We start from the raw sequence: 26,723 nt of genomic DNA on the forward strand, positions 1-26,723 counted from the left end.
ATCAGGGGTTCGGCGGGTCGGCCACGGCCTGGCCGTTGCCCAGCATCCACAGCATGATGGTCTTCTGGCGCACGTAGTTGGCGCGCACATAAGCGTAGACCAGGCCATGCCAGCCGTCGCGGAAGCCGCCACGGAACACGAAGCCGCGCCAGAACCGCCAGGCCGGTGCCAGCACCAGCTTGCCCAGCGTGGCCCGTTTACCGCGCGCGAACTCGTGCTCGGCCATCATCCGCGCGTACTTCTCGGTCTTGGCCAGCTGCTGCTGCAAGGAGCGGTAGGGATAGTGGACCAGGTCGCCGCGCAGGGTACCCACACTGCCATCGACGCTGGCGGCCTCGTGGATCTCGCGCTTGCCGCGCCAGCCGCCACGGCGGCGGTCGAACAGGCGCATCACCCGGTCCGGGTAGGCATTGCCATGGCGCAGGAACTTGCCGAAGTACTCCGACAGGCGTGCGAAGCGATAGCCGGCATGGCCGGCGAAGCCACCGTCGCGGGCCTGTTCGATGGCCGCACGCAGTTCCGGGCTGATCCGCTCATCGGCGTCCAGGCACAGTACCCAGTCGTGGCCGGCCTGCTCGACGCAGTACGCCTTCTGGCTGCGGAAGCCGTCGAACGGGCGCTGCAGCACGCGGGCGCCTGCGGCCTCGGCGATGGCCACGGTGGCATCGGTGGAGTAGGAGTCCACGATGACGATCTCATCGCAGAAGGCCAGCGAGGCCAGGCAGTCGCCGATGCGGCCGGCCTCGTTGAACGCGATAATGCAGGCCGAGATGCGAGGCCGTTCGATGGGAGCGGTCGTGGAGGACATGATGGCCGGGTACCTGTTGTTTGCGACGGAGCGCTATGCGCTGCCTATTCTCGCCCCGTTGGCGCAGGCCTTGCACGTCTCCGGGCAGGAGGTGGCGGCCTGGTTCGAGGGCGGCGCGGCCGGCAGCCAGCTGCCGGGCGTGCCCAACATCGGCCTCAAGCAGGCGCTGGCAATGCGGCCGCGAGCGGTGTTCAGCGCCGCCAACTGGGTGCCGACCTTCCTTTCGGGAGCCAAGGTGCAGCTGTTCCATGGCTTCAACGTGGAGAAGCGGGACAGTGCGCGCGGCCACTTCCGGGTGCGCGGCATGTTCGACCTGTACTGCACGCAGGGGCCGGCCACCACCGGGCCGTTCCGTGAGATCGCGGCCCTGCAGGGCCACTTCGCGGTGGCCGAGACCGGCTGGCCGAAGCTGGATCCGCTGTTCCGCGACGATGGTGGCGAGAGCGCCGCGCTGCGCGCCGCCGCTGGAGGACGCCCGGTGATCCTGTTCGGTTCGACCTTCACCGAACGCCTGAGCGCAGCCCCGCACCTGCATGCGCAGATTGCTGCCGACATCGCCGAGGGCAACCGCTACTGGCTGCTGACCCTGCACCCGAAGTGCCCACCGGAATTGTTCGAACGCTACCGCGCGCTGGCCGGTGCCAATGCACGCTTCATCGAGCCGGAGCAGGTGATGGCCGCACAGCGCGCCGCCGATGTGCTGTTGTCCGATACGTCCTCGATCGTTTCGGAGTTCATCGTCCAGCACAAGCCGGTGGTGACCTTCCGCAACCGGGTGCCCAAGCCGCACATGATCGACTTCGACGACCCGGTGCAGCTGCCGGCGATGCTGCAGCGCGCGCTGCATCCCGACGCCGCGCTGCAGGCGGAGATCGTGCGCTACGCCGATGCCATCCATCCGTACCGCGATGGCCTGTCCAGCGAGCGCGTGATTGCGGCTACCGAGGATTTCCTGTCCGGTGAAATGGGCGTGCTGCGGCGCAAGCCGTTCGGCAGCTGGGTACGCGACCTGCAGATCCGCAAGGACCTGGGGTATTGGGGGCCGTCGCAGCGGTAAGCCGAGCGTGGGCTCGGCTCTACAGTAGATCCACGCCATGCGTGGATGCGCGGCCCCCGGCCGCGGTAGTGCCGGCCGCTGGCCGGCAACCTCGGGGATGTCTGCGGTTGCCGGCCAGCGCCCGGCACTACCTACCAGCGCAGCTTGCGCCGCGCCAGCGCGGCCGCCAGTTGATCCATCACCTGTTGCGCCTGCGCCTGCGGCAGGTAGTGCAGGATCAATGCCACATCGCCATGCGCGCCGGCGGTATCCAGCTGCAGGCTGCTGGTGCCCAGCAGCTTGTCCAGTGGCGAGCGCAGCAGGCGCAGGCCCTGCACCTTGTCCAGCTCGGCCCAGCGCCACCAGCGCTTCCACCAGCCGCCGCGCACGGCGACGTAGTGGTCATCCAGATACCAGCCCATGCGCGCCATCTGCCGGTGGGCCACCAGCAGCGCCAGCGGCAGCCAGGCCAGCACGATCAGGCCCCATGATCCCCAGCGCCAGTACGCGGCGGCGGCCAGCAGGGGAACCAGCAGCAGCGCGCCCAGGCACAGCCGCCACCAGCCACGCTGTGGAATGGACTGCCACTGCGCCGGTGGCCACTGCAGTTGAGGCAGCAGGTGCTGCACCAACTGCTCGCAGCGCATTGCCGGGGCCAGCGGTGCCAGCTCGCGCAGGGCGCGGTCCTGGTCCCGCGAAGGGCCGCCGGCGGCGCTGTCGATGCGCAGCTGGCGCAGGCCGAACCAGCGATGCAGGGTGGTTTCGTGCAGCGTCCAGGCCTGGATGCGGCGACGCGCGACACTGCTGCGGGTTCGGCTGACCAGGCCAGCCGAGACGGTCAGCCGGCGATCCTGCTCGCTGAGAGTGAAGCCGTGATAGCGCAGCAGGGTCAGCACCACCGACAACGCCCGCAGCGCCAGCCAGCCCAGCAGCAGGGCTGCGGCCAGCAGCAGGAAGGCGCCGGCCACGCCGGGATGCAGGTGGCTTGCGTAGCCGAAGGCCTCCCTGCCGCCACGCTGGATGGCCGCGTCCATCACCGGCCGCGGCACGGTCTGGAACAGCACGCCGAAGGCGGCGATCGCCAGTGCCCATCCGCGGTTGGAGAGCAGGCCCATGCGCACCACGTCCCAGCTCGACAGGCGCAGCAGCACCTGTTCGGTGTCGGTCCCGGTGATCGAGGGCGTGGCGACGACGCCGGCGGGCTGCGGTGCCTGCCCACGCTGGCGCACCAGCCGTTCCAGCGCCAGCGCCTGGTCCAGCCTCAGTACCCGCATCTCGGCTTCCGGCCGCACGCCGCCGGCCGATTCCAGGCGCAGCTCGGCCACACCGAACAGCCGGTGCAACGGGTTCTGCCGCACTTCCACGTTGTGGATGCGGGCGAACGGGATCTCACGGCGGTTGCGCGCCAGCAGCCCGCTGCGCACGGTGATGGCATCGCTGCCGATGCGGTAGCGGTAGCTGAGGTACTGCAGCACCGAGACCAGCACCAGTGCCGCGATCGCCGACAGTGGAATCAACTGCGCCCACATCGGGTCGCGCTCGCCACGCTGGCCGAACACCAGCAGCGCGACCAGCGGCAGGAAGTAGTGTCGCAGCTGCATCAGCAGCACGAACAACCACGACCACGGGTGCAGGCGATGGTCCTCGCCACCGGCAGGCAGCGATGCGGGCAGGGGCGGCGGCAGGCTCACAGGGCGTCGGCGTCCTGGTCGAGCTGGTGCGAGAGGGTGTCGCGCAGGCGCTCGGCGTCGGCTTCATCCAGGCCGTTGACGGTGACCGCGCTCATGCGGGTGCCGGCAGTGTGCACGATCAGCGTGGCCAGGCCGGCACGGCGCTCCAACGGGCCCCGGCGCAGGTCCAGGTGCTGTACGCGCGATATGGGAATGCGGGTTTCCAGCTGCCACATCAGGTCGCGGCGCAGGCCCAGGCCCTGGTCATCCAGGCGCCAGCGGGTGCGGGTCAGTCGCCGGCGGCCGAGCCAGGCGCCGAAGAGGATGCCGATCAGCAGCCCCAGGGCGGCAGTCCACAGGCCGCCGGGCAGATCGAAGAACCAGGCAGCTGCGGCCAGTGGCAGACCCGGTACGAACAGTCCGCCGAAGGCGCCTTCCAGTGCGGCCAGGCGGGCGGCACGTTGCGGCAGCGATTGCCAGGCTTCGGTGGTCGGGGCGATAGGGGCGACGTCGGTCACGCGGGCTCCGTCAGGTGGCAGGGCGAGCGGCGGCGGCGGTGGCCGCACCGCGCAGACGGTAGCAGGTCGGCTGCGTTACTGGGCAGCCTGGATCAGCGCATCGACATCCAGCAGGTGGCCAGCACGATCGGCCTTGGTGCGCAGGTAGTGTTCGTTTTCGGCGGTGATCTCGCCGGTGACCGGAATGCAGTCCAGCACCTCGATGCCGGCATTGCGCAGGCGCTGTGCCTTGGTCGGGTTGTTGCTGAGCAGAGCCACGCGCGAAATGCCCAGGCCATGCAGCATCGCCACCGCACTGCCGTAGCGGCGTTCGTCGGCACCGAAGCCCAGCTGCGCATCGGCGTCGATGGTGTCCAGGCCGTCGTGCTGGTAGCCATAGGCGCGCATCTTGGCGGCGATGCCGGTGCCGCGGCCTTCCTGGTCCAGGTACAGCAGCACGCCACCGCCCAGTTCCTTCAGCTTGCGCAGCCCGCGCCGCAGCTGGTCGCCGCAGTCGCACTTGAGCGAGCCGAACAGGTCGCCGGTCAGGCACGAGGAGTGCACGCGTACCGGTACCACCGACGACAGGTCCGGTTCGCCGACGATGATCGCGACCTGGTCGCGCTGGGCCACGCCGCCGCGGAACACCGCGAAGGTGGTCATGCCGACGTCGCGCAGCGGTACCGGCGAACGCGCCACCAGTTCGTAGTCGTGGGCCGCATGTGCTGCGCCTTCGGCCAGGTCGCACAGGGCCACCTCGGCGGCACCGTCGAACGTGTGGTCATCCACGTCCAGGCGCACCGCGACCATCGCCGGCAGCAGCAGGCCCAGGCGGGCCAGCTCCACCGCGCCGGCATCGAAGGCGTCGCCGGCCGCCCAGTCGTCGGGCATGGGGCCGGGCTCGCGCAGGTAACCCAGCGAGGGCAGGGTATCGAAGTCAATGCCGGCCAGCGGCAGGCGCGCGCCTTCCGGTGCTTCCACGCCGAGCACGCGGGCGCGGGTGGCGGTCAGGAACAGGTAGTGGCGCTCGCGCGCGGCAGCGGCGAACGTGGCAAAGCTGCTGGCAGTGGCGCTGTCCAGTGCAATCACCGCCAGGCGCTGGCCCTGGCCATCGTGGAGCAGTACCGGGCGACCGGCACGCAGTTCGGCCACCGCGCGTTCGCAGCGGATCGCGGCGGGGTCGCCGAACAGGGAAGAGGCAGCAGGCATGGCAGGACCGGGGGAGGCGGACATCGCAGTCTCTATGGGGGCGACGGCGTCGTATTCAACGTGGTGCGGCCGCCGGTCGCAGGGGCCGGACGGGCCCGCGTGGTGCGACCGTCAGTGCGGATGCTCTTCGGTCGCGTACGGGTCTTCCTCGCCGCTGCCCGGTGGCCGCAGCGTATAGCGCTTGTAGGTCCACTGGTACTGCGTCGGGTCGCGGCGGGCGATGCGCTCGATGCCGGCGTTGAGCGCTGTGGCCGCCACCTGCGGGTCCGGGTCGGCCACGGCCGGGTCGGTCGGCTCGATGTGCAGGGCGAATTCCATGTCCGGCCCGATGCGCTCGCACCAGCCATACAGCACGGTGGCGCCGGTGCGCTCGGCCAGCCGGTTGACCAGGGTCATGGTCAGTGCCTGCACGCCGAAGAACGGCACGAACACGCCGTCGCCGGCCTTGGGTTGCTGGTCGGGCAGGATGCCGGTGGCACCGCCGTCCTTGAGCACCTTGAACAGCTGGCGCACGGCGGGGCCCTCGGCGCGCACCTGCTGCACGTTCTGGCCGCCCCGCACCAGCTGCAGGAAGGCGTCGCTGGCCTCGTCCTCCGGTGGCTTGTAGACGATGGCGATGTGCCCGCGCGAGGCCAGCCACTGGTTCAGCAGCTCCCAGTTGCCGAAGTGGGGTGCGGCCACGATCACGCCCTTGCCGCTGGCCAGCGCCGCGTCGTACAGGGCTTCGCCGTGGCGCTGCTTCAGGTGCAGGCGCAGGTTGTCGGCGGGCCTCTGGCTCCACAGCCGCAGCGTCTCGATGGCCTGCAGGGCGGTGGAGCGTAGCAGCTCGCGGTGCAGGCGGTCGCGCGCCGGACCGTCCAGTTCCGGGTAGGCCAGTTCCAGGTTGCGACGGGTGACGCGGCTCTCGCGAGCGTTGAGACGGACCCACGTCCACGCCAGGGCATGCGCGAATCCCCGCAGCACTGGCCAGGGCAGGCGGGCGAACAGGGTGGTGGCGCGGTAGACCAGCCGGGCTTTGCGTTGCGGATTCATCGGCGCCAGTTTAGCCAAGGGCGCTGCTATCGTGGCCGGCCCTGTTCATTGGAAGCCCACGATGCTCGTCCTGATCCAGCGCGTCAGCCAGGCCGCCGTCCACGTCGACCAGGAAGTGGTGGGGCAGATCGGCCCCGGCCTGCTGGCCCTGGTCGGCATGGAACCGGGCGATACCGAGGCCCAGCTGCGACGGATGGCCGAGCGCCTGCTGGGCTACCGGGTGTTCGCCGACGAGGCCGGGAAGATGAACCGGTCGCTGCGCGACACCGGCGGCGGCCTGCTGCTGGTCAGCCAGTTCACCCTGGCCGCCGATACCCGTTCGGGCATGCGCCCCAGTTTCACGACCGCCGCACCGCCGGACGAGGCTGAACGCGGGTTCAATCGATTTGTCGAGATCTGTCGTGAAAATCACGCGCCCGGGGTGGAAACGGGCCGATTTGGTGCCCATATGGTCGTCAGCCTGGTCAATGACGGTCCCGTGACCTTCCTTCTCAGGCCCTGAGCCTGCGGGACCACCGCCCGGCAGGCGGGGCCCCGGGCTGGTATAATGCTACGTTCCCTATTTCTCCCTAGCCGGTGGCGCGAGCACTACATGGCCAACGAACGTCCTGCCCAATCCGAAATCAAGCAACTGATCAGCAAGGGCCTGGAACAGGGCTACCTGACCTACGCCGAAGTCAATGACCATCTGCCGGACGACATGGTCGACCCGGAACAGATCGAAGACATCATCGGCATGATCAACGGCATGGGCATTGATGTCCATGAAGTTGCGCCGGATGTGGAAACCCTGCTTCTCAACGATGGCAACACCGGCAACCGCGAAGTCGATGACACTGCGGCTGAAGAAGCTGCCGCCGCGCTGAGCGCGCTCGACACCGAAGGTGGCCGTACCACCGACCCGGTGCGCATGTACATGCGCGAAATGGGCACCGTCGAGCTGCTGACCCGCGAAGGCGAAATCGCCATCGCCAAGCGCATCGAGGAAGGCCTTTCGCAGGTCCAGGCCGCCCTGGGTCAGTTCCCGGTTTCGGTCGAGTCGCTGCTGAACGACTACGAAGCCCACAAGGAAGGCAAGAAGCGCCTGGCCGAAGTGATCGTCGGCTTCAACGACCTGGTCGACGAAGAGCCGGCACCGCCGGCGGTCATTGCCGATGACAGCGCCGATGCGGACGCCGAAGGCGACGAGGACGAGGACGACGATGTCGACGGTGGCGATGAAGAAGCCGCACCGACCGGTCCGGATCCGGAGGAAGTCGCCGCGCGCATGCAGGCACTGAGCGATGCCTTCAACGCTTTCAAGAAGGCCGCGACCAAGGGCGACAAGAAGAACCTGCCGCGCCTGCGCGAAGAGATGTCGGCGGTGTTCGTCACCCTGAAGCTGCCGCTGCCGCTGACCGACGTGCTGACCAAGCAGCTGCGCGACACGATGGCCGACATCAAGTCGCATGAGCGCCGTGTGCTGAACCTGGCCACCGTCACCGCGCGCATGCCGCGCAAGGACTTCATCCGTTCCTGGGAAGGCAACCAGACCAACCTGGAGTGGGTGGAAGACGCACTGAAGCGCAAGCAGAAGTGGTCGTCGGCCCTGCGCGAAGTGAAGGACCAGATCATCGCCGAACAGCAGGCGACGATCGACATCGAGAAGCTGACCCAGCTGGACCTGGAAGAGCTGAAGGAAATCAGCCGTGCCATGGCCTACGGTGAAGCCAAGGCGCGCAAGGCCAAGAAGGAAATGGTCGAGGCCAACCTGCGCCTGGTGATCTCGATTGCCAAGAAGTACACCAACCGTGGCCTGCAGTTCCTCGACCTGATCCAGGAAGGCAACATCGGCCTGATGAAGGCCGTGGACAAGTTCGAGTACCGCCGCGGCTACAAGTTCTCGACCTACGCCACCTGGTGGATCCGCCAGGCGATCACCCGCTCGATCGCCGACCAGGCGCGCACCATCCGTATTCCGGTGCACATGATCGAGACGATCAACAAGTTGAACCGCATTTCCCGCCAGATGCTCCAGCAGTATGGCCGCGAGGCTACGCCGGAGGAGCTGGCCAAGGAAATGGACATGCCGGAAGACAAGATCCGCAAGGTGATGAAGATCGCCAAGGAGCCGATCTCGATGGAAACCCCGATCGGCGACGACGAGGATTCCCATCTGGGCGACTTCATCGAGGACACCAACGTGGAGTCCCCGATCGAGAACACCACCAACATCAACTTGTCCGAAACCGTTCGCGACGTGCTGGCCGGCCTCACCCCGAGGGAAGCCAAGGTGCTGCGCATGCGCTTCGGCATCGACATGAACACCGACCACACGCTGGAAGAGGTCGGCAAGCAGTTCGACGTGACCCGCGAGCGCATCCGCCAGATCGAAGCGAAGGCCCTGCGCAAGCTGCGTCACCCGAGCCGTTCGGAGCAGCTGCGCAGCTTCCTGGATATCGATTGATAGCCAGCGGCTGTTGAAGCGTTGAGAGAAACCCCGCCTGGTGCGGGGTTTTTCTTTAGTAGCTCCCGGCCATGCCGGTCGGATCCTGACGATGTCGCATCTGCCATTTGATTACGTCCCGCGGCGGTCGCACGCTGACCGTGCAGATGCTCAACACATCGCGTAGGCAGGCCGATCTTCATCGGCGCTGATGCAAGCGCGCAGCAGGTCACGTACATCACATGCGGCCTGCGGCACTGATTCGTCATGCATCTGGAGTCACGCCATGAATGATGTGGAGCACGATATGCCTGAGCCCGTGCAAATCGATTTCCCGCCGCTGCTGAACTGGGATGAGGTGATGCGGGATGAGTGTGAGGATCCGTTGGGGTTTGCACGTCGGACGACGTATGCGCTGCTGACGCTGCCTGAAGCTGGGTTGCTTGCCGGCTTCAGCGGCGGCAACCAGAAGGGACTGGAAGAGGCCAGGCGGACGGTGGCGCTGTTCCAGGCACATCTGCGGCGGCAGATGTGGTTTGCGGAAGCGGCGGAGAAGCGGTTGGGGCGCGTTGCTGAGGCTCTTGCTGCTGCCGGGTAGCCGATCGTGGGCGGCCTCCACTACACTGTGGCGCTGCGCAGGGCCTATAGCTCAACGGTTAGAGCAGGGGACTCATAATCCCTTGGTTCCAGGTTCGAATCCTGGTGGGCCCACCATAAAAAAAACAGGCACTTAGGCTTACGCCCAAGTGCCTTTTTTGTGCCGGCGGGAAAATTCGCGGGAAAACTCAACGCTTGCGAGGTGGTTTCACGACTGGCAAGTCGTGATCGTAGCGGCCCGTAGTGGTGGGCGATTGTGCCCGGCCGCATCCTGCTTGTCGCCACGGTTGCCCTCGGTGTTGGACGTGAGCCATGCGCGCCTGATGGGTGGCAGGCCCTGCGAGGACGCCATCTGGCGCCAGATCGTGACCGTGCTGGACGCGGCGGACCGTGGCTGTGACCTGTTCGATATCGAGGAACTGCGCCGTGACTACAGCGCCGAGGAGTTCGCCAACCTGCTGATGTGCGAGTTCGTGGACGACAGCGCCAGTGTGTTCCCGCTCACGATGCTGCAGCCCTGCCAGGTCGATAGCTGGGTCGAATGGGCGGACGACCACAAGCCGTTTGCCGTCCGGCCCTACGGCGACCGCGCCGTGTGGATCGGCTACGACCCGGCTGAGACCGGCGACAGCGCGGGCATCGTGGTTGTGGCCCCGCCGCTGGTGCCTGGGGGCAAGTTCCGCGTGCTGGAACGCCACCAGTTCAAGGGCATGGAGTTCAAAGACCAGGCGGCGTTCATCGAGCAGATCACCAAGCGCTATTGGGTGACCTACATCGGCGTGGATGCGACCGGCATGGGCACCGGCGTTGCTCAGCTGGTGCGCCAGTTCTTCCCCGGCGTGACTGTCTTCAACTATTCGCCCGAGGTGAAAGCGCGGCTGGTGCTGAAAGCCTATGACGTAATCAATGACGAACGGCTGGAATACGACGCCGGCTGTATCGACCTCACGCAGTCACTGCTGGCGATCCAGAAAACCATCACCCCGAGCGGGCGCCAGGTGACCTACACCGCCGGGCGCTCGCGTACCACCGGCCATGCTGACTTGGCTTGGGCACTCACGCACGCGCTGCAGAGCGAGCCGCTGGAAGGCGGACGGGCTGCGCGCGGCACCATGGAGATTTTCTGATGACCGACACCGACCAGAGCGCCATCGCCGCGCCGCCGGTGAGTATCGAAGCCTTCACCTTTGGCGAGGCCAGCCCTGTGCTGGAATCACGCGGCTTCCTCGACTACCTCGAATGCTGGCGCAATGGCCGCTACTTCGAGCCACCGGTGGATCTGCAAGGGCTGTCGCGCACAACGCGCTCCAACCCGTACCTGCACAGCGGCCTGACATTCAAACGCAACATGCTGGTGCGCACGTTCCGACAGCACCGGCTGCTGAGCCGTGAGGCGTTCTCGCAGCTGGCGCTGGACTACACCACCTTCGGCATGGGGTATGTCGAGCGTCGCCGCCCCATGTCAGGAGCCGCGCACAGTCTGGCGGTGCCGCTGGCGCAGTACGTGCGCCGTGGCGTGCAGCCCGGTGAGTTCTTCCCGGTGCGTGCCGGACGGGTAGAGCATGAGTTTCCCGCCGGTGAGGTGTTCCAGCTGCGAGAGGCAGATGCTGATCAGGAGATCTACGGCCTGCCGGAGTGGATGCCAGCCGTACAGGCCGCGCTGCTGAACGAGTCGGCCACGCTATTCCGCCGGAAGTATTACAACAACGGTTCGCACGCCGGCTACATCCTCTACATGACCGACCCTCAACCCGAGGGCTTGGACGTGGACGCGTTGCGCGACGCGCTGCGGCAGTCGCGCGGGCCGGGCAATTTCAAGAACCTGTTCGTGCACTCGCCCAATGGGAAGAAGGACGGCTTGCAGGTGATCCCGGTCAGTGAGGTGGCGGTCCGAGATGAGTTCACCGGGATCAAGAGTGTGACCCGCGATGACATGTCGGCGGTGCTCCGGGTGCCACCGCAGCTTCTGGGTATCGTGCCGCAGAACAGTGGCGGGCTTGGGTCGATCCGCGACGCGGCGGGCGTGTGGGCGGCGATGGAACTGGCGCCGCTGCAGACGCGCATGGCAGCTATTAACGAGTGGCTGGGCCAGGACGTGATCCGCTTCGAACCCTTCGAACTGGAGGCGACCGCATGATGATTCGAGAGCGCCCGAGCTGCAGCGTGGGCGCTCACTTTTGGGCCAAGGCGGTGGAATGAATGGCGCCGATAGCACAGTGACGGCTTTATCTCGAGAACGATGGCCCGTCTCGCGTATGTGCCTGCTGTGCCGGTTGTTGTTCAAGGCTCGCTGCTTGTGATTGGCTCAACGCATCAGCGCGATGGAGCGATTCCGCCTCCGGTGCGCGAAGCGCATCCATCGTATTCATATGGCCTCGACGATGGGCGGGATCGTCCATTGCTCCCTCGACTATGAAGACCCTCTCACCTCGAGCTAGGTTCTCTGTCGGGTTGTTCAAGACAACATGGTCAACCCGTGAAAGGCCCTGCTCCTTCGCCAGTACCAGCAAGCTTGCAGACATGCGCTGACTCGACTCGTCCCAGGGTTTCCCATGCTCTGCGTCCAGGCGTTCCACACCTGCCCTAATCTGCATGTAGAGAGAGCGGTCAGCATCGCCGAGTTCAGGGGCTGAGGAGGATGCTCGCTGCCGTGAGGGCGAGTCGTCGCTGTCCGAACCGACTCTTCCCGCAACCGCAATGCGCTCGGCGTCAAATTCTGGATCTGGCCTACGCCGCCGTTGCGTGGGTGCTATTTCCCGATCGTAGTAGTCGCCATAGTAGAGTTCGTATGTCGCATGAGGACCAACAGACGGCGCCTCTGTCTTGAACACCTCAGCGATCTGCCCAAGTGCTTGGTTACGGTTGATCCGTCCGGCCTGGAGTTCCGCCGCAATGGTTCCGTATTGTTGTGGACGATTACCTGTGCCGGAAACGCCAATATCTGGACCGCCAGCTGCAACGATCTCACGCTGGACCTGGACATTGCTGAGAGTCGCGGCGGCTTCTCCTCGCAGCTCGCTGTTCACATAGGCTTGCTTAGAAGTTCGATTTTCGGGTTCGGTGAAGAGATGGTGCCCAACTTCATGAGCAAGAGAACTTGCGATCCTTGAGCCTTGCCCAATCGCATTCTCGTCAATAACGATCTTGACGCCGGGTATAAGATAAGTGCCTTCACCGGCTGCCCCCCATTGGATAACGATACCTTCACGCCTCGCCTGGGTGAGGCCCGCCTGAAGTGTTGGGGATTTTGCTAGAAGCGGCGCCAAGGAGGGGTCGTCCAATGGCGATGCGGGACGCCGTGTGGCTCCTGGGCGGCCTCCCTCCTGCGGCTGTGGCAGTCCAGATTCTTCAGTACGCTCCATGCTCCGGCTCCTTCGCAATAACAGGGATCAGCGCTGACTGATCGATATGTAGGTCAGCGTCACGTTATCGGAATCGAGTCCGAGCACGACCTTTGCATCGTTCACCTGCGCAGACCAGTAAGGGCGAGAGCCAGGCGCGTCAGGCCGAGGTGGATGTTTGGTCGAGTTTTCCCAGATGATTTCCTTGAGCGCAATGCTTGGTGGTGCGATCTCAAAGATCAGGTTCGCGAGTGCAGGATCGTCAGCAGCACTTCTCAGCCTGATGTTCCGGACCTCAAGGTCGCCCAACATTCCGTGTTCTGCGATCCGTTCGTCCATCACGTCCTGGCGTGTCGGCTCTCCCAGATGCGTGTGGAGCTGTTCATTTAACGCGTCGACATCATCAAAACGTACACTAGACAGGCGCTCGATGTCGTTCTTGAATCGCTCCATACCAATTTCACTCCCTGATTTGACGGACTGTCTTTGATTAGATTTATGCGATGGGGTTGGTGAGGCACCGCTCGAACACGCTGACAGTATCAACGCTGAAACGGCTATTGAGAGGCAGCGATACGCTGCAAGCCGGAGGTGACTCCGATCTCCGCGCCTTAATGAAGTAGCGCATTTGTTGAGCCATGCATCCATGAAGGTACCTCTCGCGCCAGGAACACTGTCCCGAATCTAGCACAGCGTCTTGTGATGCACGGGTCGGAACCCCCACCTGATAGCGAATCTGGGAGATTTCGCGCAGTGTTAGATTGTTCGTTTAGTTGGAAGGGGCGAGCTATGGGGGCAAGAGGAAAACGTTGATAGGACTGCGAAGTAAGGTTGCCGCAAGTTGAGCATTCGAGCGACTTGGGATCATGAGCAGTTCCGCTTCATATCTGAGCTGATGTCGGTGATGGACGGTGGACTGGGCATCTGGTGTAGATCATGTTGCTGGAATGGAGAGGCGAGTATCGGCGGTGCTCTTCTCGAGACAAGGGCAATTATTCTGGCAGGAAGCGTGTGCACCCCAACCTTCATGCTTGGATCATCATGAGGTAGCAACGCTCGCCCCGTTCTGGAGTCACTTGCAGCGGATGCTTGCTTGGACCAGGACGGTGCGGCCAAAGTATCGTCTGGTCGTATCGGTGACCGAGGACCGGAGTTTCGCTAGGCTAGTCGAACCGCAGTTGGATGAGCGGAACGCGCTCCTCATCAATGGGTGTCGGTCGAGCTTTGATCTCTACGAACTAGAACGCGAGCCAGATGGCTGGCGCGAGCAGCGGGATCTTGAGTGGCAAAAGTGGTGATTGCGAGCATTTGGTAGGGTGATGTAGTGCACTGCGCGCACACCCATTGCCTATGCCCCCCCCCTACTTGCGGGACGTGGTGATCCCGCTTGCCTGATCTGTTCTGCGTTTCCAAAGCTACCTCGGGCGAATAGGAGTAATCGGTTTGACCGTTACCCTTCCGCTGCCGCTGCCTCCGCAGTTGCCGTGGCAGCCTCCACCCAGATTGGCTCCGCCCGTGCCACCGCTACCTCCTCCGCTGCCGGCGCCAGCGCCGCCGCGACTGGAGGGTGGACGCGTGATGGGCTCCTGGTTGGTTCCATTCCAGTCATTGCTGTCTGTCAACTCGTAGGTAGCGCAGTGCGTCGCGTTGCAGACGATGACTTTGGAACCTGCCTGAATTGAGAATTCGAATCCCCCCTTTCTCTGCTGGTTTGTTACATCTCTGTATCTATTCAGGAACGCCTTCGTGGCATTGTCTGGAATTCGAGCCTGCAACTGACACGTACCACAGCTGACTGGGCCAAAGACGGTGGGGGCAGGATCAAAGGGCCAAATCGCATAAGCCACGGGAAGGGCAGCAATTGCGACAACCAGGGAGGTTGCAATCAACCATTTCTTCGAAATAATTGCTTTCATCGTGCGCCATGTTGGGTGAGTAGGAAACTTCTGTTGGGTTACAAGCAGCAGGATCTGTATATAGCCTCAGACATCTCGTTGGATCGCTCTATCTGGTTGGGCTGCAACAGTTTGGAGAGTCTCGCAATGGATGCCGTCGATTGGCTATTGGGGTGCGCGCGCTGATATGCGAGCCAGTATGCAAGGCTATTTTCAGGGGATTTATCGGCAATGATCCCTCGGTCATGGATGTCAGCAAGGGCTTCAATCGAGTCGACGCTTCCCTGTGAAACCGACTCATTTAGATAATCAATCGCATCCCTTCGATAATTGGTTATTCGTTCCGGATCCTTGAGCGCTTCGGTCAAGTTTCCAATGATGGCTTTCGGGTCTTTGGCGAAGATCAGTCTCGCTTCGACCGACCCTTGGGCGGCAGCTAGAGAGAGCCAATTCTCATCTCCGAGTTCCGTTCGCCCTATCAGCCCTTGGCAGTGGTCAATCTCCTGATCGATTTTCCTTGAGTACTGCTCCCCCAGGCCCACTGATGCGTAGGCCTTGTACTCATCGGCATCACCTGAGTTAAGCGCTCGCTTGCAACTGGCAATGCGGTTATGGATCTCATAGCTCGACTGGGCATCGCCCGCCCGTGCAGCCGTGATGCGCCTGTCAATGTATTCCGAGGCGTCGCCTTCGTAGTGAGGTGTTTCGATCTTGAGCAGAAATGCCTTGCCACCCAAAGCCACTGTTGATTCGATGGATTGGTGTGGTGAACGCAAGGATTGATGAATGCTTGATTCAGATGCGACATGCGTTGGCGAAGTGCTTTTTTCACTGGGAGGAACCTCATCTCCTTTGCTTCCTGTGACATCGGATGGTCTGCAGGTCGACCAGGAAATGGTTGCGACTACGCCGATGACGAACATTCCATATGTGAGACTTCTACTGATCTTCACCTGATTCTTTTTCCCTTGTCGTGGCGGAGCTTTGCGATGGACTGGACCTCGGGCCGTGGTGATAACTGATTTCGGCGCTGATCCCCTGCCTCTCGATTCCCGGGGTTTCATATTGCGGGGTGAAATTCACTGTCAACCAGAAATTCGTTGCAGCTGGCTACGCTTGGCTCTTGGGTGTTCTCAATCACGCATCGGTGGACGTAAAGCGACAAATACCCTTCCTCGGAAGGCGAGCGCATGAGTGGCAAAATGGCCATTCCGTGCCGCGGTAGCAATTGGCTTGTTCTCTCGCTAGCCCGACGGCGGCCGCCGCAGTTGCGATCTCACCGCGAAGGTTGCGCCCTCCCTCGTGGTGCGGCCGCGACGCGATCGCGTTGACCGTTGGCCTTGGTGTATCTGCAGCGGAACCTGAGCCCACCGCCGGCGAGCTTCCGCACATCCGGGCAGCCCACACCATGCGACGCTGGATCCAAGGCCCGTTTGCCGATCGGCAAGGTGGCCAGTCCGTTCTCTCCGAGCATTCCCTTCATTGCGCCCATTGGCGACCGCTCGGCGACCTTTTGTCAGCGGAAGGAGGTGCACAAAGATGAGCGAAGATGGTCGCGGGGCCTGGGAATCAGCCGCGTGGACTACGGCCGGAAGGTCTGTGGAGGCGCGTGGAAGCGCTGTAGAGGTCCCATACTCCGTCGATTCCAGATTCGAATCGTGATGGGCCCCCACGCGACCTCGCACGACTTGTTGCAGATCTCATTGCCCCCGCCCCCCACGCACCCTGCAGCGTCGGTACCATCTGATCCGCACACAGGGATCGACCATGCCCAACACCGAAACGCCGGTGGAAGACTTCACCACCGAAATCGAAGACAGCCGGCACCTGTTCGCCTGGTGTCTGGTCCACCATGGCCAGGTGCCCGAGGCGCAGGCGCTCGAACAGGCACGGAAGCGCTATCCCGACCAGAGCCCCGGCCGCGAATACGGGTACGCGCTGATCTTCCACGACGAGCCCTGGCACTGGGCGATGCTGCACATGAAGGGCGAAAGGTATTGGCAGCAGCACCCGGAACTGGCGCAGCCGTCGCTGGACTACGAAGCCGAATCGGACGCACTGTGCCTGGCCCGCGGTGAGCAGGTGCCACTGCTGGATGAGGACGAGTACCTGGGCGCGCTCGCGCATGCACGCCACATGCGTGCATGGACGCTGGTCCATCAGGCGGGTCGTTCGCCGGATGAAGCGCGCCAGGAGGCGCTTGGTCACTACGCGTATCATCCGCGCCATCATCGCGGGCGATTTCAGGTTCACGATCCGCGTGACGGCTGGTGCCATGTGATGAGCGCGTTGCATGGCAACGACTACTGGGCGCGACCCGAGCTGCGGGAACCGCCACAGGCCTATTGGAGCGAGTCCCGCGCCTTTGTTTTGGCGCAGGGAATCCGCTTGCCGGACCCTCCGGGCTGAGGCCTGCGCAGCCGGCGAAGGTGCAGCTTCATCGATCACCGCACTCTGTGCCGAATGACACATGGCCTGCCATTTCTGCTGGCGGGAAGATGGCGGCATCCTGAAGTGGAGTGATCTGATGCCTGGTACGCTCAGTCGTCGCACCTTCCTGGCCAACGCCGCTGCCGTTCCGGCGGCCACGCTCATGCCCACCGGCGTTGCTGCGGTGACGCAGCCAACCGTCACCACTGCGAGCCTGATCGACGCGGAACGCGGCGTGATCCGCTCGGCCATGGACGGCAGCGGCATCGGTGCCGTTGCCGTCTGCCTGGTCGAAGGCGGGCAGGTGCGCTGGACTGAAGGCTTCGGTCACGTATCAGGCCAGGGCAGCGTGCCCGTAGACGCCAGCACGATGTTCAGCATCCAGTCCACCTCGAAGAACTTCGCGGCGGTGGCGGTGCTGTTGGCCGTGCAGGACGGCATCCTTGATCTGGACGCGCCCATTACCCGCTATCTGCCGTCGTTCACGGTGCGCAGCCGCTTCGAGCATGCTCCACAGGGGCGCATCAGCCTGCGCCTGCTGCTTGCCAATCGCGCGGGATTCACGCACGAGGCGCCACTGGGCAACAACTACGAACCGGCGTCGCCGGGCTTTGATGCGCACGTCCGCAGCATCTCGCAGACATGGCTGCGCTTTCCGGTGGGTACGCGCTATCGCTACTCCAACCTGGGCTTCGACCTTGCCGGTCATGTCCTTGAGCAGGTTGCGGGCATCAGCTATCCGGCCTGGCTGCAGCGCCGGATCTTCGAGCCGCTGGGAATGCACGACAGTACGGCCGATGCGTCGGTCTACCTGGCAAGCAAGGTGCGGGCACTGGGAACCCAGGAAGGCCATACGCAGGTACCGCCGGTGACGCCGCTGGTGGTGTCGGGAGGCGTGTGGACCAGTGCCGCCGACATGGCGAAGTATCTTGGCTTCCTGCTCGGTGGCGGCCGATCCGGTGCGCAGCAACTGCTTGAGCCCCGTCTCTGGGACGAGATGCATGGTTTCGGCCTGGGCGGCGACTACGGGCTCGGTGTCATGCGCAGCGAACGCCTCTACGGCAGTACACCGGTGCGGCTGCTGCACCACCGCGGCGGGGGCTTCGGATTCGGGTGCGTGTTCACCTACTGCAGGCAGGCAAACGCTGGATTTGCCGCGATGTTCAATCGCGCGACGTCTGCGGGGTACGGCATCGGCGAGCGTCTGCTCGATCAGCTGTTGTCGGCGCGTTTCGGGCCCCGTCAGCCGCGTGTGCCCCTATCAAGCCTGGCGCCGATCAGGTTGACCCAGGACCAGATGCAGCAGATGGCGGGAAGCTGGATCGGGCGCAGCGGCAAGGCGAAGATCGGGGTTGCCGGAAACGGGGAGCTGCAACTGCATCGAGGGGCGCACGCCGAGGGTACCCGCTTTGCGGCCATCGACGGCGATCAACTTTTCACTGTGGACACCGATGGAGAGGTTGCGACGTACCGTTACCATGCGGCGACGGACATGCTGCCGGCGTACCTGGAATGCAGCAACGGCGAGGATGGCCTGGACCAGAACGATCCCATCGATGGGCCCACCGGGCCGCAGGCGCCCCATTGGCAACCCTGGCTGGGACGCTATCGCGTTGACCAATGGGGCAAACCATCGATGTTCGTTGTGCTGGAGCAACGACACGGCTGGCTGTACATCGATGGCATCCGCCTGGTTGCTGAGGTGGAGCCAGGATTGTTGTTCACCAGCGATGGCGAAGCGGTGGATTTTCGCGGCTCCCAGCCGACATGGCGCAACCTGCGCCTGCGGCGCGTCGCGCCCATGGGCCAGGGGTGATGGCGGCATGCCGCGCGCTCATCCGCGCCGCCCACGCCCATCGATGCTGTAACGTCCCGCCCCGGTGCACGCCAGCAGCAGGAAGCCGCCGGCGAGGCCCAGGTTCTTCAGGAACATGATCTGCTGGGTCTGGTCGGCGAAGTTGTGGTGGAAGATGAAAGCGGTGACCAGGCTGAAGCCTGCGAGCACGACCGCCACCAGCCGGGTCTGGAAGCCGAGCAGGATGCACAGGCCGCTGCCGATTTCGAACGCGATGGTCGGCCAGAGCAGGATGCCGGGTACTCCCATTGCCTCCATGTAGCCCTGGGTACCGCTGAGATCGCCGAGCTTGCCCAGCCCGGAGACCAGGAACAGGGCCATCAGCAGGATGCGTGCAAGCAGGTAGGCGAGCGAATGCGATGAAGTGCTCACGTCGAGGTCCTCGGAGATGGCCGACGCAGGCGATCGGAGCCCACCGGCGGTGAAGCCCGTGTCTACGCGCCGGGCAGGGCGCCTTGACAGCTGCCGCGCTGCAGTAGACCTTTCCCGCATGACGATCGATATTGAATCGCTCAGCCTTCGCGAGCTGGGTGCCCTGGTGGTTGCCGCTGAACGGCGGAAACAGCTGATTTCCAGCCGCCGTCCGGCCAGTGCGGTGCGGCGGATGCTGAAGGCCGCCGCCGCCGAAGCCGGCTACACCCTTGAAGAACTCTTTGGCGGCCAAGCCTCGGAAACACCTGCGCCCGCCCGAAAAGCCGTCCGCCGTAAATCCGGCAAAGTCGCGCCCAAGTATCGCGACCCGGAATACAAGCGCCTGACCTGGACCGGTCGCGGGCGCATGCCGCGCTGGTTGGCGTCCAAGGTGTCGATGGGCCACAAGGTCACCGATTTCCTGATTCCTGGCTTGGCCAGGCCGACCGCTGGCAGGACCAGCACCATCGGCAAGCGGACCGTCATCAAGAAGGGATGACGCTGCAGCACTGCTACCCTGCCCGGGTCTTTCAACCAAGGAGCACGGGATGGCACACGAGAGTGGCATGACGATCACGCCGAAAGCCCTGCACGCCGCCGCAGTGGCGGGCATGTTGGTCAGCCTGCTGGCCTGGGCGGTGGAATGGAGCGGGATGGCCTATGTCTGCCCGTACTGCCGCGTGCAGCGCACGGTCATCGGCGTGCTCGGCCTGCTGACGCTGTTCGCGCGCCCGGGGAGCCTCATCGTGCCCTGGTTGTCGTACACAGCGGGTGGCTTCGCGTTCGTGGTCGCAGCGATGCAGCACTTCAACGGTTGGAAACGCATTTCCGCAGGCGACTTCAGTTTCAATGAGCAGTGGTACATCGACCCTTGGCTGTTGTCGGGCTGCGCAATGCTGATCCTGATGGCGCAGCTGATGCTGGTGCAGGCCGCCTGCCGGCGCAGCTTGCGCTGAGTGTTTCCACGCATGGCGTGGAACTACCCGTTCTGGAATACCGCCAGCTGCGCGGCGAAGGCGCGCTGGTAGGCGGGCCGCTGCGTCGCGCGGGCCACATAGGCGGCCACCGTCGGATACTCGTCGAGCAGCCCGCTGCTCTTCAGGCGCAGCAGCACCGAGACCATCATCAGGTCGCCCACGCTGAAATCGCCGTCCAGCCACGGCGCCTTGGCCAGCCATGTCGACAGTTGCGCCAGTCGCGCCCGAACCCGCTCATCCAGCATCGGCAGCCGCTGTGCGTACCACGGCTGCTCGCGCTCCAGCACCCAGGCCATGGAGCGCTCAACGATGGGGGGTTCCACCGTGTTCAGCGCAGCGAACACCCACATGATCGCGCGCATGCGGGCGTCCGGATCGCGCGGCAGCAGGCCGGGGTGCTGTTCGGCCAGGTGCAGGACGATGGCGCCGGATTCGAACAGGGTCCGGTCGCCCTCCTGCCAGGTGGGAATCTGCCCGAACGGATTCCGTGCCAGGTGCGCGGGCTGCTTCATTTCGGTGAAGGTGAGCAGTTGTACGTCATAGGCTACGGCCAGTTCCTCCAGTGCCCAGCGCACGCGCATGTCACGGGCCAGGCCCTGGCCGCGGTCGGGGGAGGTGGCGAAGGCGGTGAGGATGGGAGGCATGGGAGCGGTCCGCGGTCAAGGAGGGCTTTGATGATCTGACGAGCGAGTGCGCCGTGAATCGACATGCGGGCGGTGCCCTGCACGTTGCCTGCACGTGTTCTGCACGCACGCACTGTCCTGGATACATCAGTCTGCCGGGGTCATCCGCAGAGACAGGTAACAGGCATGAATACCCCCGGAAAACCGAAGCCCAGTTGGCGCCAGAGAAACGTGCTGATGGGAGCACTCGTTGCGGTCTTGGTGATCGTGCTGATCATCCTCTTTGTTCCTTGGTGACCCTGCCCAGGATCGCTCGATGTGATCCACGCGCCACCGCCGCGTGAAAAAGTCAGTGCGGGTTGGGTGAAGTGATGTACGTATCAATCGTTGCTCACCTGCGAACCACACGAGCGTGTCCAGAGTGGATCCACAGGCAGCGCAGTCGAGGCTGCTTTTCTCCCCCGAAACGACGATACAGGAGCAACGCCATGAGCACCCAGTCCACCATCGAACATCGTCTCAACGACCTGATCGAGATCGCCCGTGACGGCAAGTCGTTCTATGAAGAGGCCGCGACCAAGGTGAAGGATGCCGAGCTGTCGGCCCTGTTCACCCGCATTGCCGGTGTCAAGGGTCGCATCGTGGCCGCATTGAGTGGCTCGGTGGCCGCCAGCGGCGGCAAGCCGGCTGAGCACGGCACCGTGGTCGGCTCGATGCAGCAGTTCTACGGCAAGGTGCGTGCAGCCTTCGGTGATACCAACTACGGCTATGTGGCCGAGCTGGAAGAATCGGAGGACCGCCTGCTGGCCGCGTTCAAGGACGTGCTGAAGGACAACGAGCTGCCGCCGGCGGTACGCCAGGAAGTCACCCAGCTGTTGCCGGAAGTGCAGGAGTGCCACAACGTGATGCGCGCGCGCAAGCATGCGATGAAGGCGGCCTGACGATCAGCGGCGTCCCACTCCCCAGGGGCGCCGCGGCCGGGGCGGCACCGCTGCCCCGGCCACCCTGAATCGGTCGCTGCTACACTCTTGCCGGTTCCGCACTGCCAACAATGAGCACCATGAACAACGGGAACGGTCCGCAGACAGTTCGCTGAGCCGCAACAACGACGCAGACGTTGTTGCGGTGAACATCCCTGCGATACATGCGAAGTGGATGGATCACCGCCGGACTCACTCTGGGCGGAGACTCCCCATGTTCAATCGACAGGCCCCGCGTTGGGCCCATACTCTGCCATCGGCCATTGCGCTGATGGCGCCGTTCGACCTCCTGGCCTCGCTGGCCATGGATATCTATCTGCCTGTAGTGCCCTTGATGCCCGGCGCGTTGGGAACATCGCCTGCGCGGGTGCAATTGACGCTGAGCATCTACCTGCTGGTGCTCGGCGTCGGCCAACTGTTGTTCGGCCCGTTGTCGGACCGGATCGGGCGCCGCCCCGTGCTGTTGCTGGGGGCGCTGCTGTTCACCGTTGCCTCGTTCGCGCTGGCGCTGTCCAGCAATAGCGGGTTCTTCCTGGCCTGGCGCACAGTGCAGGCGATTGGCGCGTCGGCAGCGCTGGTAGCGACATTTGCCACGGTCCGCGACGTATACGCGGATACACCGCAGGGGGCGTCCTTGTATGGACTGTTCGCTTCGATGCTGGCCTTCGTACCGGCGCTGGGGCCGATGCTGGGTGCACTGGTGGCTGCGGCAGCAGGCTGGCGTGCGATCTTCGTGCTGCTGGGTGTGCTTGGCCTGGTCGCCGTCCTGCGCGCGCAACGCCTGTGGCAGGAAACCCGACCCGCAGGGCGCAGAGACGCTGGACCGGCACTGCAGAGAATTCTTCGCAGTGGTGCCTTCTGGGTCTACACGCTGGGATTCAGTGCCGCGATGGGCGCGTTCTTCGTGTTCTTCTCGATCGCACCGCGCGTGCTGGTCGAGCGCATGCAGTACTCCCAGATCACCTTCAGCCTGGCGTTCGCGACGGTGGCACTGATGATGATCCTCACGTCGCGCATGGCGAAGACGTTCATCGCGCGCTGGGCGGTGCCTGGCACATTCGTGCGTGGCCTGTGCGTGATGGTGGGGGGTGTGTTGTTGATGGCGCTCGCTGCGGAGTTGCCACTGTCATTCGCCAGCGTCGTGCTGCCCATGTGGGGCATCGCGGCGGGGCTGGTGATGGTGGTTTCGGTGGCTGCCAACGGCGCGTTGAGTGAGTTTGCCGATGCGTCGGGTATGGCGGTGGCGCTCTACTACGCGATGCAGAGCCTGATCGTGGCCTGCTTCGGAACACTGGCTACGGTGCTGCTGCCGGGCGATACGGTATGGCCGCTGGTGGCCTATGGGCTGTTGCTGCCAGTGGCCAGCCTGGTCGCCGCGGCGATGTTGCGCGGCTGCCGCTAGCCTCGGCCGGTGATAAAAAAAGGGCGGCCATCAGGCCGCCCAATCCTTCATGAGAACACGTGACGGGAACTAGAAGCGCACCGACCAGCGCACATTCGCACTGTGGTCGCGGCTTTCACTGCCGTACTGGCCGTTGTAGCCCAGTTCCAGCTGCTGGCGCTCGGTCAGCCAGGCCGACAGGCCCAGTTCGGCCACCACCGCGTTGTCGGCGATCGGTGCGCCGTTGACCGCGAACGTCGCGCTTCCGTTGGCGAAGGCCAGGTTGGCGACCTGGCTGCGATCACCGGAAGCGCGGCGATAGCCGACGCCACCACGCAGGTGCAGCCAGCTCTCCTGCTGGAACGAAGCCTTCAGTCCCTTGTCGAAGCGCAGACCGGCAGTGGCAATCGTGGTTCCGATATCGTCCACCTTGCCCTGCAGTGCCGCTGCTCCACCGCGTTCGTTGACGCGCTTGAGGTCCACTTCGACACGTGCGACCTGCAGGTAGGGCTCCAGCCCGGCTTCCGGCCCACCGAAGCGGTAGCCGGCTTCGATGAAGGCTTGGCGGGTGCGGGCGTCGTAGCGCGCGCTCAGGCTGTCGCTGAAGCCTGCGAAGGCGACATCACGCGTGCTCTTCACCTCGTGCTTGCTCCACGCCACACCACCGCGCAGGCCGAAACCGCCCCAGTTGTGGCTGGCGTAGGCACCGAAGTGCGTGTTGTCGATCTTCGACTTGGCGCGACGCTCCTGCTGCTTCACGTCGGTGCGGCCCGTACCGGCCAGCACGCCGACCTGCCAGCCGGAGAACTCGCGGTCGATGCCGACCAGCAGGCCGTTGCTGTTGGCTTCGGTGCGGGCAGTGTTGACGTCACCGTCCAGCTTGCTGTTGCCACCGATGGCCTGCACCCATGCACCCGTCGCGTCACCCACGTCGCTACCGGGTGCGGCGGCGCCGGCACGGCGTGACAACGCGGCATCGCGCACGTAGCGGCTGCCCTCGACCAGGGCGATGGCCGTGGCCGGATGCAGCTCGCCGCTGAGGCCATCGAGCACGCCTCCAACCTGCTGCGGGAACAGCTGGGTCAGTGGTTTGGGCAGGCCCTGGGCGATCGGCAGCAGGTCGGCGGCGGCCGCCACGGCACGCTGGTTGGGCGTGTGCGCGGCGGTGGTCAGTGAAGCGCCACGGGCGACGTCGATGCGCGTGCCGTTGGTGCCGTAGGCCAGGCTGAACTGCAGGAATGGGGAGAACGCGCTGAAGTCGGTTTTGGCGAACTGGCCGTTGATGCCTCCGTCGGCACGCAGGAAGTTGAACTGCTCGCCGAGGTAGTACACACCCGGCTCCGGCAGCGCGACCAGCGTGCCGCCAAGGGTGGCGGTGCCGGTCACGTGCAACTGGTCACTGCGGCCACCCGGGGCCAGCTCGGCGGCATAGACGCCGGTGGCGCCCTGCACGTAGTTGCCGTTGATGGTCAGCGTGCCGATCGAGTTGCCCGGCGCGATGAGGCCGTCCACGCGGGTATTGCCGAGCGTGCCGACGCCCTTCAGCAGGCCATTGGCGCCGACCGTGGTGGTGCCGCCGGTCTGCGTGCCGTTGAAGGACACCACGCCGCCGTTGATCACCAGGTTGCTGTTGTTCAGCACGCCGCTGGCGCTGACCGTGCTCACGCCACCGGTAGTGGTCAGTGCGGTGGAGACCAGGCTGCCGTTGAGCAGCAACTGGCCGCCCTGTACTTCGACCGCCGATGCAAGCGTGTTGGCGCCGTTCAATTCCAGCGTACCGTCCTGCAGTACCGCGCCGTTGAAGCTGTTGTTGCCGCTCAGGCGCAGCCAGCCGATACCGGATTTGGTCAGCTTGCCAGGGCCACCGATGTCGTTGGTCCAGTTGTCCCAGGCATCGCCTTCCCAGACTTTCAGGCCGCCGGCTTTCTGGTTCATCACCACGTTGGTGTCCACGCGCAGCGAGCCATAGCCTTCGATGGCCTTCTTCAGATCCACCATGCCCCAGCCGTAGATCGGATCGATGCCCGCTGCACCCAGGTCGCGTGCGGTGGTCAGCAGCACGTCGCGGACCTGGGCGTTGTCCAGATAGGGGAAGCGCTCCATCAGCAGGCCGAGCGCGCCGGTGATGTGCGGCGCCGCCATCGATGTGCCCGTCTTGGTGCCATAGACATACTGGGTGTTCTCGCTGTCGATGATCAGCCGCACGTAGGCGGAGGTGTTTTCGATGCGGCCCTGGATATCCCCGGAAACGATGGTGCTGACGATGTCGGTGCCGGGTGCCGAGATGCACCAGTTGGCGGCAACGCCACAGATGCTGGAACTTCCATCGATCACGTAGTCCGTTTCGCCCGCAGCGGCGTTGGGCCGGCGGACGTTGGCCACGGCCAGCCAGTACGGTTCCAGTTCGGGCTTCCAGCGCGGCATGGCGGCCGTGATGCCGGCGACGGCGCCGCTGCCGTTGCCAGCCGACCAGACCTGGATGAGGGTGGAGCCCGGGGTATCGCCATTGCTGGCGTAGATGCTGCCGTACACGCCGTAGTCGGCACCGATGTTGGCGTACTGCTGGTCCAGCGCGGCGGCGGTCATGTTGCGCGTGGAGATGCCCCAGCTGTGGTTGATGGCACGCACGCCCTGCGCCTGGATCTGTGCATACATGTCCAGCGTGGCGGCGTCATCCGGATCGGTGCGGTAGACCGCGCGCGGGCGATAGTAGTTGTCCGGATCCAGGCGCCACTCATAGTAGGTGTCGCCGAACACGCGGGCGGCGGTGAGATCCGCACCAAAGGCCACGCCATGCATGCCGGTGCCATTGCGGTTGGCGCCGATGGTGCCAAGTACATGCGTTCCGTGGTCGGCGTAGCTGAAGCCATAGGGCTGGCCGGCCGCGATGAGGCGTGCCGCGAGTGCGGCCGGAACGCCGGCACCGAGGCCGTAGTAGTTGTAGCCGGGCTGTTCGCCGCGGGTCTGCCCGCAGGCACCGGTCCCCGCGACCACACCCGGCGTCGCGCAGTGGGCACCGATAGTGATGCTGGAGGTATTGCGTCCTGCAAACTCCGGATGCGCCAGCGCGGAGCCCGAATCGAAAAGCGCCAGGCGTACGCCCTTGCCGGTCAGGCCGCGTGCATAGGCGTAATCCGCGCCCATCGCAGCCAGGCCCCAATCGGCGTTGAATTCATCGCTGCGCCAGCTGGCGGGATCGCCCGGGTTGCCAAGAACGGCGGTGCTGCTGGCGGCAGGCGCAGCGGTTGTCGCTGCGGGTGCCGTGCTGGCAGCGGGCTGCGCCCACGCGGCCTGCAGCTGGCGCTGCCGCTGCCAGGCCTCGAGTGATTCGCTGGCCATGGCTGGCAGTGCGGTGGCCAGCAGCAGCGAGCTGGCGACGGCAAGCGCCAGCGGGCGGTGCGACAGGGAGCGGGACGAACGGCCGTACAGCGGGTGATTCATCGGACAACTTCCTTGGTTGACGGACATCAAGGCCGTTAACGTCAAGGCGTGGCGATATCCCCCAGCAATGTGAAAGGAATTTTATGAACGCGTTAATGATTTGTGATCGGTGCAT

At 64.6% G+C, this 26,723-nt stretch carries 23 protein-coding genes and 1 tRNA gene; 13 read left to right on the plus strand and 11 right to left on the minus strand.

Going from position 1 to position 26,723, the window contains the following annotated elements; genetic code table 11:
• Window position 1 precedes the first annotated feature (1 nt).
• Window positions 2-808 (minus strand): glycosyltransferase family 2 protein, encoded by an 807-nt coding sequence (locus AC5P8U_RS04795; protein ID WP_188240583.1) that lies wholly within the window; start codon window positions 806-808, stop codon window positions 2-4.
• On the opposite strand from AC5P8U_RS04795, the gene AC5P8U_RS04800 reads away from it, so the two are divergent.
• On the plus strand, window positions 807-1,865 hold the full coding sequence (locus AC5P8U_RS04800) for a CDP-glycerol glycerophosphotransferase family protein (RefSeq protein ID WP_495213946.1): 1,059 nt from the start codon (window positions 807-809) through the stop codon (window positions 1,863-1,865). The genes AC5P8U_RS04795 and AC5P8U_RS04800 overlap by 2 nt on opposite strands.
• A 131-nt stretch (window positions 1,866-1,996) precedes the next feature.
• On the opposite strand, the gene AC5P8U_RS04805 is transcribed toward AC5P8U_RS04800, so the two are convergent.
• From AC5P8U_RS04805 to AC5P8U_RS04820, 4 genes are all read right to left on the minus strand, one after another.
• Window positions 1,997-3,535, minus strand: a complete 1,539-nt coding sequence (locus AC5P8U_RS04805; protein WP_069139680.1) for a PH domain-containing protein — start codon at window positions 3,533-3,535, stop codon at window positions 1,997-1,999.
• Window positions 3,532-4,032 (minus strand): PH domain-containing protein, encoded by a 501-nt coding sequence (locus tag AC5P8U_RS04810; protein ID WP_005419594.1) that lies wholly within the window; start codon window positions 4,030-4,032, stop codon window positions 3,532-3,534. The genes AC5P8U_RS04805 and AC5P8U_RS04810 overlap by 4 nt, the downstream gene beginning before the upstream one ends.
• A gap of 75 nt (window positions 4,033-4,107) precedes the next feature.
• Window positions 4,108-5,244, minus strand: coding sequence for a GTP cyclohydrolase II RibA (ribA, locus tag AC5P8U_RS04815; protein WP_088496103.1), 1,137 nt, complete (start codon window positions 5,242-5,244; stop codon window positions 4,108-4,110).
• Window positions 5,245-5,331: 87 nt separating this feature from the next.
• Entirely contained in the window at window positions 5,332-6,252 is a 921-nt protein-coding gene (locus AC5P8U_RS04820; RefSeq protein ID WP_005419590.1) for a lauroyl acyltransferase, read from the minus strand.
• A 61-nt stretch (window positions 6,253-6,313) separates the two neighbouring features.
• Between AC5P8U_RS04820 and dtd the strand changes: the two genes are divergently transcribed.
• The 6 genes from dtd to AC5P8U_RS04850 all read left to right on the plus strand — a co-directional run bounded on the left by dtd (window position 6,314) and on the right by AC5P8U_RS04850 (window position 11,411).
• On the plus strand, window positions 6,314-6,754 hold the full coding sequence (gene dtd, locus AC5P8U_RS04825) for a D-aminoacyl-tRNA deacylase (RefSeq protein WP_005419588.1): 441 nt from the start codon (window positions 6,314-6,316) through the stop codon (window positions 6,752-6,754).
• A 90-nt stretch (window positions 6,755-6,844) separates the two neighbouring features.
• Window positions 6,845-8,698: an RNA polymerase sigma factor RpoD gene (rpoD, locus tag AC5P8U_RS04830; protein WP_088496104.1), complete on the plus strand. Its 1,854-nt coding sequence runs from the start codon at window positions 6,845-6,847 to the stop codon at window positions 8,696-8,698.
• A 265-nt stretch (window positions 8,699-8,963) separates the two neighbouring features.
• Window positions 8,964-9,275: a hypothetical protein gene (locus tag AC5P8U_RS04835; protein ID WP_088496105.1), complete on the plus strand. Its 312-nt coding sequence runs from the start codon at window positions 8,964-8,966 to the stop codon at window positions 9,273-9,275.
• Window positions 9,276-9,315: 40 nt separating this feature from the next.
• Window positions 9,316-9,391, plus strand: a tRNA-Ile gene (locus tag AC5P8U_RS04840).
• Window positions 9,392-9,579: 188 nt separating this feature from the next.
• Window positions 9,580-10,401: a phage terminase large subunit family protein gene (locus AC5P8U_RS04845; RefSeq protein WP_245885063.1), complete on the plus strand. Its 822-nt coding sequence runs from the start codon at window positions 9,580-9,582 to the stop codon at window positions 10,399-10,401.
• Window positions 10,401-11,411: a phage portal protein gene (locus tag AC5P8U_RS04850; RefSeq protein WP_088496106.1), complete on the plus strand. Its 1,011-nt coding sequence runs from the start codon at window positions 10,401-10,403 to the stop codon at window positions 11,409-11,411. The genes AC5P8U_RS04845 and AC5P8U_RS04850 overlap by 1 nt, the downstream gene beginning before the upstream one ends.
• Window positions 11,412-11,499: 88 nt before the next feature.
• Here AC5P8U_RS04850 and AC5P8U_RS04855 read toward each other — a convergent pair whose 3' ends face one another.
• The 3 genes from AC5P8U_RS04855 to AC5P8U_RS04865 all read right to left on the minus strand — a co-directional run bounded on the left by AC5P8U_RS04855 (window position 11,500) and on the right by AC5P8U_RS04865 (window position 15,433).
• Window positions 11,500-12,636 (minus strand): XVIPCD domain-containing protein, encoded by a 1,137-nt coding sequence (locus AC5P8U_RS04855; protein WP_088496107.1) that lies wholly within the window; start codon window positions 12,634-12,636, stop codon window positions 11,500-11,502.
• A gap of 27 nt (window positions 12,637-12,663) precedes the next feature.
• Window positions 12,664-13,068, minus strand: coding sequence for a hypothetical protein (locus AC5P8U_RS04860; RefSeq protein ID WP_065196868.1), 405 nt, complete (start codon window positions 13,066-13,068; stop codon window positions 12,664-12,666).
• Window positions 13,069-14,569: 1,501 nt separating this feature from the next.
• Window positions 14,570-15,433, minus strand: coding sequence for an SEL1-like repeat protein (locus tag AC5P8U_RS04865; protein WP_227836840.1), 864 nt, complete (start codon window positions 15,431-15,433; stop codon window positions 14,570-14,572).
• Between the two features lie 844 nt (window positions 15,434-16,277).
• On the opposite strand from AC5P8U_RS04865, the gene AC5P8U_RS04870 reads away from it, so the two are divergent.
• Both AC5P8U_RS04870 and AC5P8U_RS04875 read left to right on the plus strand, forming a co-directional pair.
• Window positions 16,278-16,919 carry a hypothetical protein gene (locus AC5P8U_RS04870; RefSeq protein WP_447897212.1) on the plus strand — a complete coding sequence of 214 codons (642 nt, stop codon included), beginning with the start codon at window positions 16,278-16,280 and terminating at the stop codon, window positions 16,917-16,919.
• 61 nt (window positions 16,920-16,980) lie between these two features.
• Window positions 16,981-18,756: a serine hydrolase domain-containing protein gene (locus tag AC5P8U_RS04875; protein ID WP_245885064.1), complete on the plus strand. Its 1,776-nt coding sequence runs from the start codon at window positions 16,981-16,983 to the stop codon at window positions 18,754-18,756.
• A gap of 18 nt (window positions 18,757-18,774) precedes the next feature.
• Here the strand turns inward: AC5P8U_RS04875 and AC5P8U_RS04880 are convergent, their stop codons facing one another.
• Window positions 18,775-19,167: a DoxX family protein gene (locus tag AC5P8U_RS04880; protein WP_019660763.1), complete on the minus strand. Its 393-nt coding sequence runs from the start codon at window positions 19,165-19,167 to the stop codon at window positions 18,775-18,777.
• Between the two features lie 118 nt (window positions 19,168-19,285).
• Between AC5P8U_RS04880 and AC5P8U_RS04885 the strand changes: the two genes are divergently transcribed.
• Both AC5P8U_RS04885 and AC5P8U_RS04890 read left to right on the plus strand, forming a co-directional pair.
• A complete protein-coding gene (locus tag AC5P8U_RS04885; RefSeq protein ID WP_111008293.1) occupies window positions 19,286-19,705 on the plus strand; it encodes an H-NS histone family protein in 420 nt (139 codons plus the stop codon).
• A gap of 49 nt (window positions 19,706-19,754) precedes the next feature.
• The gene (locus AC5P8U_RS04890; RefSeq protein ID WP_447897214.1) at window positions 19,755-20,162 is read left to right on the plus strand and encodes a hypothetical protein; all 408 of its coding nucleotides are present in this window, start codon (window positions 19,755-19,757) and stop codon (window positions 20,160-20,162) included.
• Between the two features lie 23 nt (window positions 20,163-20,185).
• On the opposite strand, the gene AC5P8U_RS04895 is transcribed toward AC5P8U_RS04890, so the two are convergent.
• Window positions 20,186-20,827 (minus strand): glutathione S-transferase family protein, encoded by a 642-nt coding sequence (locus AC5P8U_RS04895; protein WP_151354724.1) that lies wholly within the window; start codon window positions 20,825-20,827, stop codon window positions 20,186-20,188.
• A gap of 467 nt (window positions 20,828-21,294) precedes the next feature.
• Between AC5P8U_RS04895 and AC5P8U_RS04900 the strand changes: the two genes are divergently transcribed.
• Complete coding sequence (locus AC5P8U_RS04900) at window positions 21,295-21,747, plus strand: PA2169 family four-helix-bundle protein (protein WP_088496113.1); 453 nt, start codon at window positions 21,295-21,297, stop codon at window positions 21,745-21,747.
• A 253-nt stretch (window positions 21,748-22,000) separates the two neighbouring features.
• Window positions 22,001-23,188: a CmlA/FloR family chloramphenicol efflux MFS transporter gene (gene cml / locus AC5P8U_RS04905; protein WP_072167243.1), complete on the plus strand. Its 1,188-nt coding sequence runs from the start codon at window positions 22,001-22,003 to the stop codon at window positions 23,186-23,188.
• Between the two features lie 69 nt (window positions 23,189-23,257).
• Here the strand turns inward: cml and AC5P8U_RS04910 are convergent, their stop codons facing one another.
• The gene (locus tag AC5P8U_RS04910; protein WP_447897215.1) at window positions 23,258-26,608 is read right to left on the minus strand and encodes an autotransporter domain-containing protein; all 3,351 of its coding nucleotides are present in this window, start codon (window positions 26,606-26,608) and stop codon (window positions 23,258-23,260) included.
• Between the last annotated feature and the right edge of the window lie 115 nt (window positions 26,609-26,723).

The organism is Stenotrophomonas sp. YJH_SMC_81, from assembly GCF_059370875.1.

Excerpts from the sequence above, each read along its gene's own strand:
- AC5P8U_RS04800 (WP_495213946.1), top strand. The coding sequence starts at position 807 with ATGATGGCCGGGTACCTGTTGTTTGCGACGGAGCGCTATGCGCTGCCT.
- AC5P8U_RS04795 (WP_188240583.1), bottom strand. The coding sequence starts at position 808 with ATGTCCTCCACGACCGCTCCCATCGAACGGCCTCGCATCTCGGCCTGC.
- ribA (WP_088496103.1), bottom strand. The coding sequence starts at position 5,244 with ATGTCCGCCTCCCCCGGTCCTGCCATGCCTGCTGCCTCTTCCCTGTTC.
- AC5P8U_RS04820 (WP_005419590.1), bottom strand. The coding sequence starts at position 6,252 with ATGAATCCGCAACGCAAAGCCCGGCTGGTCTACCGCGCCACCACCCTG.
- dtd (WP_005419588.1), top strand. The coding sequence starts at position 6,314 with ATGCTCGTCCTGATCCAGCGCGTCAGCCAGGCCGCCGTCCACGTCGAC.
- rpoD (WP_088496104.1), top strand. The coding sequence starts at position 6,845 with ATGGCCAACGAACGTCCTGCCCAATCCGAAATCAAGCAACTGATCAGC.
- AC5P8U_RS04835 (WP_088496105.1), top strand. The coding sequence starts at position 8,964 with ATGAATGATGTGGAGCACGATATGCCTGAGCCCGTGCAAATCGATTTC.
- AC5P8U_RS04850 (WP_088496106.1), top strand. The coding sequence starts at position 10,401 with ATGACCGACACCGACCAGAGCGCCATCGCCGCGCCGCCGGTGAGTATC.
- AC5P8U_RS04855 (WP_088496107.1), bottom strand. The coding sequence starts at position 12,636 with ATGGAGCGTACTGAAGAATCTGGACTGCCACAGCCGCAGGAGGGAGGC.
- AC5P8U_RS04860 (WP_065196868.1), bottom strand. The coding sequence starts at position 13,068 with ATGGAGCGATTCAAGAACGACATCGAGCGCCTGTCTAGTGTACGTTTT.
- AC5P8U_RS04865 (WP_227836840.1), bottom strand. The coding sequence starts at position 15,433 with ATGTTCGTCATCGGCGTAGTCGCAACCATTTCCTGGTCGACCTGCAGA.
- AC5P8U_RS04870 (WP_447897212.1), top strand. The coding sequence starts at position 16,278 with ATGCCCAACACCGAAACGCCGGTGGAAGACTTCACCACCGAAATCGAA.
- AC5P8U_RS04875 (WP_245885064.1), top strand. The coding sequence starts at position 16,981 with ATGGCCTGCCATTTCTGCTGGCGGGAAGATGGCGGCATCCTGAAGTGG.
- AC5P8U_RS04885 (WP_111008293.1), top strand. The coding sequence starts at position 19,286 with ATGACGATCGATATTGAATCGCTCAGCCTTCGCGAGCTGGGTGCCCTG.
- AC5P8U_RS04890 (WP_447897214.1), top strand. The coding sequence starts at position 19,755 with ATGGCACACGAGAGTGGCATGACGATCACGCCGAAAGCCCTGCACGCC.
- AC5P8U_RS04895 (WP_151354724.1), bottom strand. The coding sequence starts at position 20,827 with ATGCCTCCCATCCTCACCGCCTTCGCCACCTCCCCCGACCGCGGCCAG.
- AC5P8U_RS04900 (WP_088496113.1), top strand. The coding sequence starts at position 21,295 with ATGAGCACCCAGTCCACCATCGAACATCGTCTCAACGACCTGATCGAG.
- cml (WP_072167243.1), top strand. The coding sequence starts at position 22,001 with ATGTTCAATCGACAGGCCCCGCGTTGGGCCCATACTCTGCCATCGGCC.
- AC5P8U_RS04910 (WP_447897215.1), bottom strand. The coding sequence starts at position 26,608 with ATGAATCACCCGCTGTACGGCCGTTCGTCCCGCTCCCTGTCGCACCGC.